The 14297-nt window shown below is 65.1% G+C and carries 11 protein-coding genes and 1 pseudogene; 11 read left to right on the top strand and 1 reads right to left on the bottom strand.

Annotated features, from left to right (window positions below; all coding sequences use genetic code 11):
• The first annotated feature begins 550 nt into the window (after positions 1-550).
• From AB4Z47_RS29695 to AB4Z47_RS29685, 3 genes are all read left to right on the top strand, one after another.
• Positions 551-892: a phosphotransferase family protein gene (locus AB4Z47_RS29695; protein WP_441955858.1), complete on the top strand. Its 342-nt coding sequence runs from the start codon at positions 551-553 to the stop codon at positions 890-892.
• 221 nt (positions 893-1113) lie between these two features.
• Positions 1114-2853 (top strand): IS1634 family transposase, encoded by a 1740-nt coding sequence (locus AB4Z47_RS29690; RefSeq protein WP_441955856.1) that lies wholly within the window; start codon positions 1114-1116, stop codon positions 2851-2853.
• A gap of 168 nt (positions 2854-3021) precedes the next feature.
• A complete protein-coding gene (locus AB4Z47_RS29685; protein ID WP_441955854.1) occupies positions 3022-3348 on the top strand; it encodes a hypothetical protein in 327 nt (108 codons plus the stop codon).
• Positions 3349-3367: 19 nt separating this feature from the next.
• Here the strand turns inward: AB4Z47_RS29685 and AB4Z47_RS29680 are convergent, their stop codons facing one another.
• Positions 3368-4042: a GOLPH3/VPS74 family protein gene (locus tag AB4Z47_RS29680; protein WP_441955852.1), complete on the bottom strand. Its 675-nt coding sequence runs from the start codon at positions 4040-4042 to the stop codon at positions 3368-3370.
• A gap of 92 nt (positions 4043-4134) precedes the next feature.
• Here AB4Z47_RS29680 and AB4Z47_RS29675 point away from each other — a divergent pair, with 92 nt between their 5' ends.
• The 8 genes and pseudogenes from AB4Z47_RS29675 to AB4Z47_RS29640 all read left to right on the top strand — a co-directional run.
• Positions 4135-5580 (top strand): sensor histidine kinase, encoded by a 1446-nt coding sequence (locus tag AB4Z47_RS29675; RefSeq protein WP_441955850.1) that lies wholly within the window; start codon positions 4135-4137, stop codon positions 5578-5580.
• Entirely contained in the window at positions 5577-6251 is a 675-nt protein-coding gene (locus tag AB4Z47_RS29670; RefSeq protein ID WP_441955848.1) for a response regulator transcription factor, read from the top strand. The genes AB4Z47_RS29675 and AB4Z47_RS29670 overlap by 4 nt, the downstream gene beginning before the upstream one ends.
• A gap of 383 nt (positions 6252-6634) precedes the next feature.
• Entirely contained in the window at positions 6635-7825 is a 1191-nt protein-coding gene (locus AB4Z47_RS29665; protein ID WP_441955846.1) for an ATP-grasp domain-containing protein, read from the top strand.
• On the top strand, positions 7822-9597 hold the full coding sequence (locus AB4Z47_RS29660; RefSeq protein WP_441955844.1) for an IucA/IucC family protein: 1776 nt from the start codon (positions 7822-7824) through the stop codon (positions 9595-9597). The genes AB4Z47_RS29665 and AB4Z47_RS29660 overlap by 4 nt, the downstream gene beginning before the upstream one ends.
• Positions 9594-10877 (top strand): MFS transporter, encoded by a 1284-nt coding sequence (locus AB4Z47_RS29655; RefSeq protein ID WP_441955842.1) that lies wholly within the window; start codon positions 9594-9596, stop codon positions 10875-10877. The genes AB4Z47_RS29660 and AB4Z47_RS29655 overlap by 4 nt, the downstream gene beginning before the upstream one ends.
• Positions 10807-12561: an IucA/IucC family protein gene (locus AB4Z47_RS29650; protein WP_441955840.1), complete on the top strand. Its 1755-nt coding sequence runs from the start codon at positions 10807-10809 to the stop codon at positions 12559-12561. Before AB4Z47_RS29655 ends, AB4Z47_RS29650 begins: the two co-directional genes overlap by 71 nt.
• Positions 12558-13790 carry a type III PLP-dependent enzyme gene (locus tag AB4Z47_RS29645; protein WP_441955838.1) on the top strand — a complete coding sequence of 411 codons (1233 nt, stop codon included), beginning with the start codon at positions 12558-12560 and terminating at the stop codon, positions 13788-13790. The genes AB4Z47_RS29650 and AB4Z47_RS29645 overlap by 4 nt, the downstream gene beginning before the upstream one ends.
• Positions 13791-13914: 124 nt before the next feature.
• A pseudogene (locus AB4Z47_RS29640) lies at positions 13915-14155 on the top strand (transposase family protein); the annotation flags it as partial.
• Positions 14156-14297: the final 142 nt, after the last annotated feature.

The raw sequence follows: 14297 nt of genomic DNA, 5'->3' as shown, positions 1-14297 counted from the left end.
CCCGCCCCCGCGGCTCAGCCCGATAGAACCGGCCCGTCACCCGCCCGAACAGATCATCCAGCCCAGCCACCCACGCAGCCAGATCCTCATCGATCGACACAACGAAACAGCTTACCGCCCAACATAACGAAGTGCGGCTGGAGTACTAGCCGTGCGGACATGTCTGTGGCAGTCAGCGAGGTGCTCCTCACCGAGAAATAGCAGTACTGGCTGATCTTCACGGCGCAGATCCCCTACACACGACGGAGCCACTGCCCGTCTCTCGGCCGATGCGAACGCGTCGGCCCGGGAAGCTCGGCGGCGAACGGTCCGACCTTGCGCAGGCTTCTGCGCAGGCTAGATTCACCGAGACCTAGCCGCTTCCCTGAAAAACGCTGTACCACATAGCGCTGGCTGAGGATGTCGGCGACCTGCCCCGTTCGGGCAGCTTCGCCCAGGTTGGAATCCGCCGATCCTTCGCTGGATCGCTCGGACCTGAATCGGCTGAGGACTCAAGGACAGCTCACCGAGTGCGCCTATCGGGAGCTGGCCCTCGGGTCGATCGGGGTAGGTGCATCGCGACCCGCACACCGGCAACCTCCTCATAGCGCCCGACGGTTCGACAGTTCTCGCCGACCTCGATAGCTCTGGAACGGGTCCGACCGCATGGGACCTGGCTGTAGTCGCTGTGGACAGCATCGGGTTCGGGGAGAATGGATTTCGTGATGCGTTCGTCGCCGCCTCATATGGTCAGGACGTGACCGATTCGCCCCGGTGGCCGGTGCTTCGGCGCATCGCTGTGGAGCACGCGCACCGACTGGCGACTTTGCGGTCCGGTTCAGAATTCCGCATCACTGACAGGTCGGATACGAGCACCCACGATCGCTGTGGCCGTCACAAGCGCTACTTCTGACCTGACTCGCCCCGATCAAACAGCGGCAGAGGCAACCCGCCGACTCGTCAGCCCGTGGCTGACACCTGCGTTCCGCGTAATTCGGAGGTTCTGGAGGTAACGGCTGGGCGTATCCGCTGGTCGGGCGAGTGCAGCGGGGAGGGACACTGATTTTCGCCTAGAGACGCGGTCTGGGTTGTTTTGGTGGATTGTTCTGCTGTTTTGTCGTATGGTCTGGAGTCGTGTACGTGAAGACGACCAAGCGGGACAACAAGTCCGGCACGGTCAGGTATCTGCATCTGGCGCACAACGTGTGGGATCCGGTGAAAGGGCGGGCGACACCGAGGGTGCTGTTCACATTCGGGCGGGAGGACGAACTCGACCGCGACGCGATCAAACGCCTGGTGGGGTCGTTGTCGCGGCTGCTGGATCCGGCCGATGCCCTGTCCGCGGCAGCGTCGGGAACCGAGTTGGCGTTCGTTTCCTCCAGAGCGTTCGGTGGGGCGTATGTGCTCGATCATCTATGGCGGTGGCTGGGCATAGATGCGATCGTGGGCCGGCTCGGGTCCCCGCGACGGGGCCCTCGGCGGGCCGTGACCGTCACTGAGCGGGTGCTGTTCGGGCTGGTCGCCAACCGCGCSCTATCCCCGTCGTCGAAACTGGCTGCGGCGGACTGGATCTGCGGTGACGTGCACATTCCCGGACTGGCCGAGACCACCGACGACTCGTGTTACCGGGCGATGGACTGGCTGCACGCGGTGACCGACGACCTGGAAAAGCAGGTGTTCGACCGGGTCGCGACCTTGCTTAATCTGGAAGTCGATCTGCTGTTCTTCGATACCACCTCAACGTATTTCGAGGTCGAAACCGCTGATGAGCCCATCCTCCGCGACGAACGCGGCAACCCTGCACCAGACACCAGCGGCAGCGGCAGCGGCAGCGGCAGCGGCAGCGGCAGCGGGGAGACGATGACGGGGTTTCGAACCTGGGGCAAGTCCAAGGACTCGCGAGATGACTTGCCGCAGATCGTGATCGGGATGGCAGTGACCCGTGACGGGATACCGGTGCGATGCTGGTGCTGGCCGGGTAACGCCTCTGATCAGGTGCTGATCCGGCAAGTCGAGGACGACATGCGGGACTGGACCCTGTCGAAGATCGTGTGGGTCACCGACCGCGGTTTCTCCTCGGCGGAAAACCGCCGCTACCTGCGCCAAGGCGACGACCATTACATCATCGGGGAGAAGCTGCGGTCGGGGTCGGCGGAGGTGAAAGCGGCGATGTCACGGCAAGGCCGCTACCTCGACATCGCAGACAGTATGCGCGTCAAGGAAGTCCGGGTCAGCGAATCGGAAAGGTTCGTGATCTGCTACAACCCCGATGCCGCCGAACGCGACCAGGCCACCCGCGAACAGCTCGTCGCCGCGTTGCGCGAGATGATCGACGGCAGCGACACGCTCTCGGAGTTCAAGCGTGGGGAGTTGCGCGGCAAGATCGCCGGCAAGCCGGGATTGAACCGGTTCCTGCGCGTCACCGCCGGCGGGAAGCTGCGTATCGACGCGGCGAAGATCAACGCCGAAGCCAACTTCGACGGAAAATACCTGCTGCGCTGCAGCGACCCGAACCTGTCGAGTGAAGACATCGCGGTGGGCTACAAGCAGCTTCTCGAGGTCGAGCGAGGCTGGCGCGACATGAAATCCGTCCTGGACCTGCGGCCGGTCTACCACCGGCTCGAAGAACGCATCCGCGCCCACGTCGTGCTCTGCTGGCTGGCGTTGCTGCTGGTACGGATCGCCGAAACCCGCAGCGGCGCAACCTGGAACACGCTGCGTCACGAACTCGACCGCATCCACGTCGGCACCTTCACCGGACCCACCGGCATCTTCCGCCGCACCACCGAACTCACCAAGTCCCAACGCGACCTGCTCGCCGCCCTCGAGGTCCCCGCACCCAAGCAAGTCATCGAACTCACCCCAACCCCCTGACCAGCACCGATACACGCGCCTAGAGACACGGTCACTCGGCGCATTCACCTATGTCCACGCACGTCAGGGGACAAATCGCGACTCCAGACGGACAGAATTACGCGGAACGCAGGTTAAAGTGTCCAGTTTCCTGAACACTCCGGTTGTGAGGCGTCTTTGGTCGTGGACATGGTGGTGTGGGCGTCGGAAGTGTCGGGTGTTGGCTCGGGTGAGCCGGGCGGCGTGGCGGTTGGAGCAGGCGAACGGGAACGGGTTTGGGCGTTGGCGGCGGCAAAGGCGCAGGGTGTGTCGATCAGGGAGATCGCCAATGCGGCGGGGCTGTCGTCCTCGTGGTCCATCGGCTCGTCGCCGATGCCGATATTTGACGCCCTCGATGCCGCGCTGGGAGTCCTGCGGGCGGCAGGCTGGCCCGCGCCGGAGGATCCCGACGTCGAGGATGGTGAGTTGGCGGGTCGTGCCGAAATCGCCGGTTCCTGTATCCAGCAGCGCATTTGAGGCCGCCCGTGGTGGATGCTTATGGGAGGGTGGTGAATGAGTCTGCGTAGGAGGTGTGGATGGCGGCGTGTACGGCGTCGATGCTCCATCGGTGGTGATCGGCGATCACTCGGTGGGCGAATCGGGTGATGGTGTGTGGGTTCCAGCCGGGGCATTGTGCTGGGAGGGCGTCGACGGCGTCGAGCAGGGCGATCAGGTCTGTGGTGCGCGGGTTGGGTGGGCGGGCGTCCAGCAGGGTGTGGTGTAGGGGTTGTCGTAATGCTGCTTTGCGGGGGTGGTCGAGGGTTGGCCATGACCGTAGGGGGATCAGGCCGAACAGCCGGGATGTCGTGGCGGCCACGCGTCCATCGGCGCACAGGCGGTGCAGCAGGATGCGATGCACTGGGCGTCGTAGGTGTTCGATCGCCTGTGTCGGTGTGCGCGGCCGGCGGCGCAGCAGGTCCGCGACGATGGCGCTCACCTCGTCGTGGTCGGCTGTGGTGAGTGTGGCGGTCAGGGTGAGGTGGCTTGGTTTCGGTGTCTGGCCGCGGTGGGTGAGCTGAAGCGGTGGCCGCGRGGATCCCGATGTGGTGCGGGTCAGATTCAACAGGACCGCTCCGGACAATACACAGGACATGCTGATGTGGTCGACGAGTGGATGTCCGGTTTGATCGTCGAGCAGTAGCCATAGCAGGTCTTCGGCGAGCAAAGTCATGGCCTGACGGTGCCCGAGCACCGCTGAGAGTTTGCTGAGAGCCCGCTGAGAGTCGGTGGGTGACGTGATGGTCGTGGGCAGATGATGGCTGTATGCGTTCTGTGTTGGCGTTCGCGTCTCCTGCCCGGTGGGGGCTGCGACTGCGCTCGGCTCTGTTGTCGGCGGCTGTGGTCGGGGTGGTGTTGACGTTCGGTGCTGTCGCGTTGTTGTGGATGGTTTACCAGTCGTTGCTGGACTCGGTCGACGTCGCGGCGGTGGGGCGTGCTGCCGACCTTGCCGCGCATCTGCGTGAGCGGTCGCCGGGCGAGGTCAGTGCAAGGCTGTTTGCCCCGAACAGTCCGGTGGAGATCGTTCAGGTGCTCGACTCGACTGGCGTGGTCGTGCGCGCGTCGGAGGGTGCTCCTGACCGGCCGCTGGTTCCGGTGCCGTCCTCGGGGCACGTGACAGGTTTGGCGATTGAGAGCGAGGACGATCTGCGGGTTACGATCCGGCCGGCCGACGGGCCAGCTGGTGACTTCCATGTTGTGGTCGCGGCCGCCGGTGAGCCGGTGGAGGACGTTGTGAAGAGGGTCGCGGTGGGGGTGGCCCTCGGTGGCCCGATCATCGTCGCCGTGGCTGCGGCGGCTACCTACGGTCTAGTCGGTTTATCGTTGTCCTCGGTCGAGGCGATCCGACGCCGTGTCGCCGCTATCGGGGCTGATCGTCTCGGCGAACGTGTCCCGATACCGGTCGCGCGTGACGAGATCGCGCGGCTGGCCGCCACCATGAACTCGATGCTGGACCGGGTGGAGGCTGGTTACCTGGCACAGCGCCGGTTCGTCGGTGATGCGTCACATGAATTGCGTAGCCCGCTGGCCTCGTTGATCGCTGGGCTGGAACTGGCACGCGACCATCCGGCAGAGTTCGATCGGCGACTGGTCACGGCGACTTTGCTGCCGGAAGCCGAGCGTATGCGGCTGCTCGTCGATGATTTGCTGGTTTTGGCCGCAGCCGACGAACACGGGCTGACCTTGCGGCGCATCGATGTCGACCTCGATGACCTCGCCGCGGAGGCCGCTGGCAGGCTGCGGGCTGAGGGTGGTCATCGTGTGGTCACCGACCTGCAACCAACCCGCGTGACGGGCGATCCGAAAGCGCTGGCGCGGGTAATCCGTAATCTCGTGGACAACGCTGCTATCCACGCTGCGTCGGTCGTGTCTGTTACCACGACACTCACCGCGGACCGTGCCCACCTCCTTGTCGAGGATGACGGGCCCGGAATCCCTGCGGCACAGCGAGTCCGAGTGTTCGACCGGTTCGTGCGATTGCAGGACGACCGTGCCCGCGATACCGGCGGTACCGGTTTGGGATTGGCTATCGTCGCCGAAATCGTGACCGCTCACCACGGCACGGTATCCATCGAAGATTCCCCACATGGCGGCGCCCGCCTCGTCGTCGATCTGCCCCTGAACCCGGCCACCGACCTCCGTGGAGCCGGCAGCGGGCCACGCGAGGGTCTCGTCAAACGGATCGGACCCTCGACATGGGAGAACAAGTGAGACTTCTGCTGGTCGAGGACGAGCCACGCCTGGCGGGGACGGTGCGGCGCGCGCTGGAATTGGAGGGATACGTCGTGCAGATCGCCGCGACCGGCCCGGACGGGTTGTGGTGGGCGACCGAAGACTGCTTCGACGTGATCGTGCTGGACATCATGCTGCCGGGGATGAGCGGGTATGAGGTGCTGCGCCGGATACGTGCACGGGATATGCACACGCCGGTGCTGATGCTGACTGCCAAGGACGGCGACCACGAGGAAGCCGATGCACTGGACCTCGGGGCCGACGACTATCTGACCAAGCCGTTCTCCACGGTCGTCCTGCGTGCCCGGTTACGTGCCCTGCTACGCAGGCAAACACCGCAGCAGGCGCCGGTGCTCACCGCGGGTGACCTGACGTTGGACCCGGCACGGCGATCGGTGCGTCGCGGCACAGTGGCGGTGGAGTTGACACCGCGTGAGTTTGCTCTGCTGCACTACCTGCTACGCCATAAGGGGACTGTGGTGAGCAAAACCGACATCCTGCGCAACGTGTGGGATGCCCACTTCGAGGGCCCGCCGAACGTGGTCGAGGTCTACGTGGGATACCTGCGCAAGAAGATCGACCTACCATTCGGACGAAACACCATCGAAACCCATCGCGGCGTCGGCTACCGGCTCTCCGACGAGAACTGATACCCGCAACCGGGCTGCACAATTGGCCATCCAATCATGATCCGCACGCCGAGGAGGTCCACCGCATGAATGATGCTCGTTTCCTCTCTCGCGGTAGCCGAGGAGATCTGCGCCGAAGCGATCGCTACCGATCTTGTCCGCAACGTCGTCCCGGTGACTGCCTCACCACGCTCCAGCCTCCACCGAACGCGCGTTGACAAGTCGAATACCAAGTGGCTGTGGCGGTCTCAGCGTTTTCTCAGCGGCAGCCAGCCACAGTGGTGCCCATCCACCACGAATGACCGTTCCCGCGTGTGAAAGAGGCCGCCATGCAGCCGACCGTTGCGCTGTTCCGTTGGCGACGTGTGCTTTTCGTATCGCGGCGATTGCTAGGAAAGGTTCGCATGCGTCTATGTCTGCTTGCACTGAATCCCACCGATTCGGTCTCCGAGGGATTTTTGCCCGCCGCTGCCCGGCTGGGTCTGGAGGTCATCGTCCTGACCGAGGAACCGGATCCGCATTGTCGACGACATCCCGATCTGCGGATTGTGGCGTGCCCGGTGCGTGACCATCGTGCGGTGATCGCCGCGCTCACCGACCTGCCACCTGCTGATGCGATTTTCACCAACAGCGACCATCTGCAAGCGTCTGCCGCCGGGGCTGCCGCGCATTTCGGTCTGCCGGGCAAGGATCGGCGCGTCGCCCGGCGAGTGAAGAACAAGGCGCTGATGCGTCGTCACCTGGCCGACGCCGGGCTCGACGCGGTCTGGTCGCGGGAATTGGCTGCGGACGAGGATCCCTCGGTTCTGGCCGATCTCGACGTGCCGTCACCGTGCGTGGTCAAGCCACGTGAGGGCGTCGCAAGCGAGAATGTAGTCCTGGTCACCCGGCCTGCGGATCTCATAATGTGCTGCAAGGAGATTCGGCACCAGCGCCCTGACGCGGCGCTGGTGGTGGAGGAGTACCTCGACGGTCCCCTGTACACGCTGGAGACGCTCGGTGACGGCGACCGCCGTACGGTTCTCGGCGGATTCGCCACAACGCTGTCGGCGCCACCGTATTTCGTCGAGTTGCGGCACACGTTCACACCCGCGCACCCGGAACCGATCGTCGCGCAGGTGCTGGCCCAGCTCGACGCGCTCGGTATTGGATTCGGTTCCTGTCACACAGAATTTGTGGTGCAACACGGACGTGCCCGGCTGATCGAAGTCAACTATCGAGCGATCGGGGATCAGTGTGATCTGGCGCTCGAACAGGTGCTGGGCATCCCACTGTTCGAGCGCATTCTACGTGTCCATCTGGGCGAAGCGCTGCCGGTGGACCTTGGCATCCGCCACGGCGGTGCGGCCCGTATCGATCACATCTGCGCGCCCGATGCAGGCAGGTTGATCGCGGTTCCCGACTCGAGCGACTCGATCGTCGAGGGAGTGTCGCTGAGTTACCGCAAGTTACGGGATATCGGTGCACGATGCGAGATTTCCCATACCAACCGGGATTACATCGGCGTGCTACGGACCGTGGGGTCCGACAGCGCTGCGGTCGATCGCGCGGCGGAGGAGTTTCTGGCCACACAGCGGTGGGAGGTTGTCCGATGATCGAGGCGCCCATCGGGCCGGCCGGCCTACATACCGCCGATCCCGACGTGTTCGAACAGCGGCTGGTGTCGCGGGTGCTGGCGACGCTGCTGCGCGAAGACGTGGTGGGCCTGCGCAGTCGCAGCACTCTCGTCGAGCGCCCGGATGGTCGCTGGCTGCGGTTGGCGGGTCCCGACGCGCTGTTGCTTGCGGTGACAGCCGACGGTTTTCTGTGTGCCGACATTCCCCGTGAGCCGCTGTTACTACGGGAATCCGACGGCCGGGAACTGCGCATCACCTCCGACATCATCTCTGCCCTGGCCGAATTCGCGCATCCGCTCGACCGGACCGGATTCGAAGCATTCGCTGCCGAATGTGACCGGACACTCGCGGCGATGCGGCTGCACACCGCAACCCACGACCAGTTCGCGAACGAACTCGTCTGGCGTTACGGCGACCGAATCGGCGACTGGACCGGTCTGGCGTCCAGCTTGGCGTTCGATGCGCTGGCTGCTCGGCACGACCACCCTGTCTATCCGACCTCGCGTGGTCGTAGCGGGCTCGACGAAACACAACTGCGGGCCTATGCGCCGGAGTTTCATCCCAGGTTCGCTCTACGTTGGCTGGCCGTGCCGAAAGCGGTGGTGACAACCGCAGGCGGGGCGGACTTCCTCCCGGACTATTGGCCGGTCCCGACGCAACTGGGTCTGCCGGAGCTCGCTGACAGCCATCTGATGCTGCCTGTGCACCCCACGACGACGGATGCGTCGTTGGAGGGTGCGCTGCGTGAACTCGGCCTGAATGACGAATGCGTATTCGCCGAGCAACCGTATCTCACGGTGATCCCGACCCTGTCGATGCGGACAGTCGCCGTCGCCGATAACCCGGCAGAGCATCTGAAACTACCGCTGGCCACCGCAACTCTGGGAGAGCGCAACGTGCGCACCATCAAGCCGCGCACCCTGACCGACGGCGCTATGGGACAACGGCTACTGGCCGCCGTGCTCGACCGCGAACCGCAGTTCGGTGACACGATCCTGCTCGCCGAGGAGAGCAGCTACGCCCATGCCGGACACGAGCTGCTCGCGGTGCTGCGCCGCCGCTACCCGGTGGGATTGGACGGTGCCGTCGTAGTGCCGATGGCAGCCCTGCTCGCCCCGACCCCCGACGATCGACTCGTGCTCGACCATCTGGCCGACCACTTCTACGGCGGTGCTCCGATCGACTTGTTCGACGCGTGGATCACGCTGCTGTTCGAGTGGCAGACCACGCTTTTCGGCTACGGTGTGGCGCTGGAATCACATCAGCAGAACACCTCACTCGTGCTCGACCACGACCGGGGCCGCTCCCGGCTGCGGATGTTGTTCAAGGACAACGACACCCCGCGCGTGCACACCACCCGGCTACGCGGCCGGCTCGGTGGCATACCTCTCGACTTCGCCGACCCACGCATAGCGGTCGAGGATGATCGTACGCTGACCGACCTGTTCACCACGATCACGCTGCACCTGTGTGCGGGTACATACGCCTTCGAACTGGCCCGGCTCGGGTACGCGTCGCAGGCGACGTTGCTGGGCATCGTCCGCGACAGACTCGAGCGGGCGATCGACAGGCTGGATGCCGTGACCGCGGCGCGGCTGCGCGCGGACGTGCTCGACGCGCCGCGATTGCCGGTAAAAGCGATGGTCAGCGCCGGAACACTGTTCGGCAAGGAACGCTGCGGTGCGTTCGACATCAACAAGCACTACACCGACGGTCCCAACTACCTGCGCACCGCAGGTGAGGTCATATGACCGCCATGCGCGCGGCACAGTCGGCCCCGGAAGCCCTATCCGCACCCGAGTTCGGCCGTCGCCACGTGTACGCGGTAGCGGGATGCTATTTCGTGGCCTCCTTCGCCGCCCTCGGACTGCCGCCGTACTTCGCCGAGATCCTGCCCGCACTGGGCGATCCCACCGGTCACTGGGCCGGGCTGCTCTACATTGCGCCCACCGTGTTCGGTGGGCTCGGCGCCCCGCTATGGGGGCGACTCGCCGACCGATACGGGCGAAAGCCACTGCTGTTGCGGGCGCAGCTCGGGCTGGCTGCCGCGTTCGTGCTGGCAGGATTGGCCGATTCGCTGCCGTTGTTCACCGCGGCGCTGGTGCTGCAAGGCGTGCTCGGCGGCACCTTCGCCGCCTCGAACGGCTATCTCGCCGCGGCGCTGCAGGGTCCGGCGCTGGCGAGGGCCCTGACTGCGCTGCAGGGCAGTGCTCGTGCGGCATTGGTGATCGCCCCGATCGCGGTCGGCGCACTATCTCAATGGTTGACGCCGCATCGCCAGTACATCGTGCTCGCGCTGTTGCCTTTGGGTGCGGCGCTGCTATTGGCGTGGCTGCCCGAGCCCCGGCCAGCTGATTACGGTGCAGCCCGCAGCAGCGCCGACCGTCCCGACACCACCACACCGGCCCCGGTACGTGCACTGTTCGCACTCGAGTTCGTGTTCGTGTTCACCACGGTCATCTCGTTCCCGTATCTCATCCCGTTCGTCGCCGATCGGTTCCCCGGTACCCCGGCGGTGGTTGTCGGCGTGCTGTTCGCGCTGCCGCACCTGGTGTATCTGCTGTCTTCGTTCGTGGTACATCGGATGTTCGCCACACTGTGGCGGCCGATCGTTCTCGGATTCTCTGTACTCGCAGTCGGTCTGGCGGCACACGCCGTCGTCGACTCGCTGGCCGGGCTCGTCGCAACCCGCCTGCTGTTGGGCGCCGGACTCACCCTGAGTCTGGTCGGCCGGAACATGTTGGCCGCAGGCTGCGCGGCAGGCCGGACCCCCGGCAGCATGTTCGGTTCGCTGGAGTTCTTCACCAAGGCCGGAGCCGTCGCTGCTGGGCTCGCGGCCACCGCTGTCAATTCCCACTTCGGTCCGGTCGCCCCGCTACTGTCGGGCGCCCTCGCCGCTGTCGTCTTTCTCGTCGTTGCTGTTGTGGTTCACCAATTTTCGCACCCGATGGAGTCCGCCCATGCCCGTGCCAGTCGCACCATTTCCCCCCGAAGCACCCGCCACCGCGGCCGCCCTGCCCGGCCCCGATGACGTCGTGGCGCACACCCTGCTCAACTGCATGCTCCGGGAGGTCTCCGGCCCCGAACAGCAAGCCGAGATTGCCGACGATCACCTTCTGCTACGACTGCCGAGGCGTGACGTGCTGCTACGAGTCCGGCTGCGACGGACCTCGCTGTTCGGCGCACACCGGTTCACCGGACCAGTCAGTGAGCGACGCGGCACACAATGGGTTGCGGTGAGCTGGCAGCAGCTCGCCGAACACGTCCAGGACGAGCTGACCCTCTCCACCGGAGTAAGCAATGAGGAATTCCTGAAGCAGGTCCGCTCCAGCCACAACACCATCGCCGTCACACTGGAATCCAGCACGGCACGCACGAGCGGATCCGCGCCGGACTATCTCGTATCCGAACAGGCCCTGCTGTTCGGTCACCGCTTCCATCCCACCCCGAAGGCCCGCAGCGGAGCACCGGAATCATGGATGCGCTACGCACCAGAGACCGCAGGTGCATTCGGCCTGCGACTACTGGCGGTGCGGTCTCACCTGATCGCCGAAGAGACCACGCACGACACCGCATGCGCACCCCTGGACTTGCTGCACGAGGACGTACCCGCCGGCTACCGGCTACTGCCCGCGCACCCGTGGCAATACGAAATGTTGCGTGACACACCGAACCTGCAAAACGCTATGGCGCGCGGCGACATCCTCGATCTCGGTGTCGGTGCCCGAACATTCGCGGCCACCGCCTCAGTGCGCACACTCTACGACGGCAACACGTTCCTGAAGTTCAGCCTCAACGTCCGCATCACCAACTGCCTACGCAAAAACGCCCGCTACGAACTGTCCGGAGCGGTGGCACTGACCCGCATCCTGCAACCGATCTTCGATGAACTGACGGGCCGCTTCCCCGGCAGCGTGATGTTGCGCGAACCCGGCTACCGCAGCCTCGCGCTACCGGGCGCGGACGGCGTCAGCGAGCGCAGCCTGCTCGAAGGATTCGGCGTAATCGTCCGCGAAGGACTCACCCAGCGGTTACGGCCCGGGGCGACACCACTGCTCGCCGCGGCCATCGCCGACGAGTACCCGACCAGCCCCGCGCAGATCTCCCGCCTGCTCCCCGATAACGAGCCCGACACCGCCATGCGTTGGTGGGCCGACTACCTCGCACTGCTCGTACCGCCGGTTCTCACCGCCTACTTCGACCACGGCGTCGTGCTGGAACCACACCTACAGAACGTGCTCGTCGGTGTCGACAACACGGGCATGCCGGTACAGGTGTTCTTCCGCGACCTCGAGGGCACGAAGCTGCTACCCGACCAGCACACCGAAGCGCTCGCACAGCTGCGCCCCGATGTCGCCGCTCCGATGACCTACACCCCGCACGCCGGCTGGAACCGGGTCTTGTACTGCCTCCTCGTCAACCATCTCGCGGAAATGGTTGCGGCGCTGGCAGATCTGCATCCGCGGCTGGAGCCCGCATTGTGGAAGCAGGTACACGCAGTGCTGTCCGAGTACGCGGCCGACCACGGCTGTCCACCCCGGCTTGCCGCGCTGCTGGCTGGAGTTCCCTTGCCCGCCAAGACCAATCTACTCACCCGATGGGAACGCAAACCCGACCGTGACTCCAGCTATACCCGGATACCGTCACCGCTCACACCCACCCACCCCCCTGTGTCGCATACACAGGACACTCGTCTCCACGAGGCGCTGAGATGAGCAGCCCGACCACACCGGTCCTACACCGGCTGCACACACTGCCCGCCACCGAGCTGCCCGCCTACCTCTACGATCTCGCGGCGCTACGGAAACACACTGCAGCTATCCGGTCAGTACTACCGGACACCGTCGAGCTGTACTACGCCGCCAAAGCCAACCCCGAACCGGAAATCCTCGCCGCGCTCGAGGGAATCGTGGACGGTTTCGAGGTGTCCTCCGGAGGTGAACTGGTACATGTCGCCAAAACGGTACCCAGCAAACCGCTCGCCTTCGGCGGGCCGGGCAAGACGTACCAGGAACTGGCTACCGCGCTCGATCACCAAGCGCATCGCATCCACGTGGAAAGCGAGACCGAGCTACGGATGCTGTCGGCCCTGGCCGCGGGCCGCGCAGAGAAACCAGCGGGTGTACTCCTGCGTGTCAATTTGCCGGTAACCGGTGCGACAGCGGCGAACAGTGCGCTGATGATGGGCGGACGACCGACACCGTTCGGGATGGATCCCAACCGGGCCTACACGCTGGCGGCGGATCTCGTCGCCGGGCGTTACCCGGGAGTGAGCTGGCGAGGAATACACGCCCACCTCGCCAGCGGCCTCGACGCCGCCGACCTGCTCACCCTCGCCGAGTCGATTGTCACGTGGTCACAGGCACTGACCCAACGATGCGGCGTCGAACCCAGCGAAGTGAACATCGGCGGCGGGATGAACGTCGACTACACCCCAGGAGCACCGCTGTTCGACTGGGCGGCCTACGGGAACGGGCTCGCCCGCATCACCGAGACGTGGCCGCGGCTACAGCTGCGCATCGAACCAGGACGTGCGGTGAGTGCCTACTGCGGCTGGTACGCCGCAGAGGTGTTGGACGTGAAACCCAGCCACGGCACAGAATTCGCCATCGTCCGTGGCGGCACACACCACCTACGCACACCCGCCGCCAAAGACCACGACCAGCCGTGCACGATAGTGCCCATCGACGCATGGCCGAACGAGTGGCCGCGCCCAGCAGCAACCGGTTCTCATATCACCATCACCGGCCAGCTGTGCACCCCGAAAGACGTTCTGGCACGTCATGTCCGGGCCAATGCTCTACGGGCAGGAGATCGGCTGCTGTTCGGCCTGGCGGGGGCCTACGCTTGGAACATCTCCCACCACGAGTTCCTCATGCATCCCGCACCGAACTTCCACTTCCTCGGCACCGACAACTATGGCCACAATCAGGGGTGCCGGTAACAACTGCCCCACGAAGACCCTCTAAAGTTCCCGCACACCGGACTTGATTTCGCCGGGACTGTAAATACAACGGCTCTGTCGCACTTTCGGTGGTGACTTGTTGATCTTGACGGCACGATGTTGCGTGTGCGAGGTGAATATTCCTGCTGCCGTGGTGTTTTCGGGGTTGTCGCCGCTGGGTGGTGGAGGATGTGGTCGACGAGGGTGAGCGGATCGTGGTGTGGGCGCGGACACCCGACGGCGCGGCTGTGTGTCCCGGCTGCGGGGCCGGGTCCGCACGAGTGCACGGCTATCACTGGCGGACGCTGACGGACGTGCCGTTGGACGGGCGGCCTGTGGTCATGCAGGTGCAGGTTCGCCGCCTAGATGAGTTATTCCAAGGGGTTGGCGTGTATGGCGGGCCGGTCGCCCGTGTTGGTGGGTGACGGGTTGGTTGTCTGAGTAGCTCGGCTCCTGTGACCACCTACGATTGCTGGTGTGGGGCCAGCCTGAACCTGGCCCCACATC

Source organism: Nocardia sp. 2TAF39 (assembly GCF_052114905.1).
GTDB lineage: Bacteria > Actinomycetota > Actinomycetes > Mycobacteriales > Mycobacteriaceae > Nocardia.
Note: the sequence above shows the minus strand (reverse complement) of the source record. Positions and strands in the feature narration are given on the sequence as shown.